This window comes from Desulfocurvus sp. DL1XJH-121 (assembly GCF_054819825.1).
The window spans coordinates 1-239 of record NZ_JBTVWW010000195.1 but is presented as its reverse complement, the minus strand read 5'-3'; the positions used below and the strand labels follow the sequence as shown (position 1 = coordinate 239).

Genomic DNA, 239 nt, shown 5'->3' with positions numbered 1-239 from the left:
AGCGCTTCTTTTAATCGACCAAGAAGATATTAACAAATTTTCAATGCGTAAATTAGGCAGCAAAATGAATGTTTCACCCACAGCGGTTTATCGCTATTTTCCAAATCAAGGGGCACTTTTTGATGGGATTGTAGAATTAGTCTGGCAAAAGGCTGCTGATATCGCCATTGACCCCTCCGCTAATTGGCAAAAGCAATTATTTAAAGTAATGTCACAACTGCGCAGCGTTTTACTAGAAC

At 39.3% G+C, this 239-nt stretch carries 1 protein-coding gene; it reads left to right on the top strand.

What is annotated here, in order from left to right; all coding sequences use genetic code 11:
• A partial coding sequence (locus ACYYG1_RS17850; RefSeq protein WP_461211672.1) for a TetR/AcrR family transcriptional regulator occupies nucleotides 1–239 on the top strand: 239 nt, incomplete at both ends.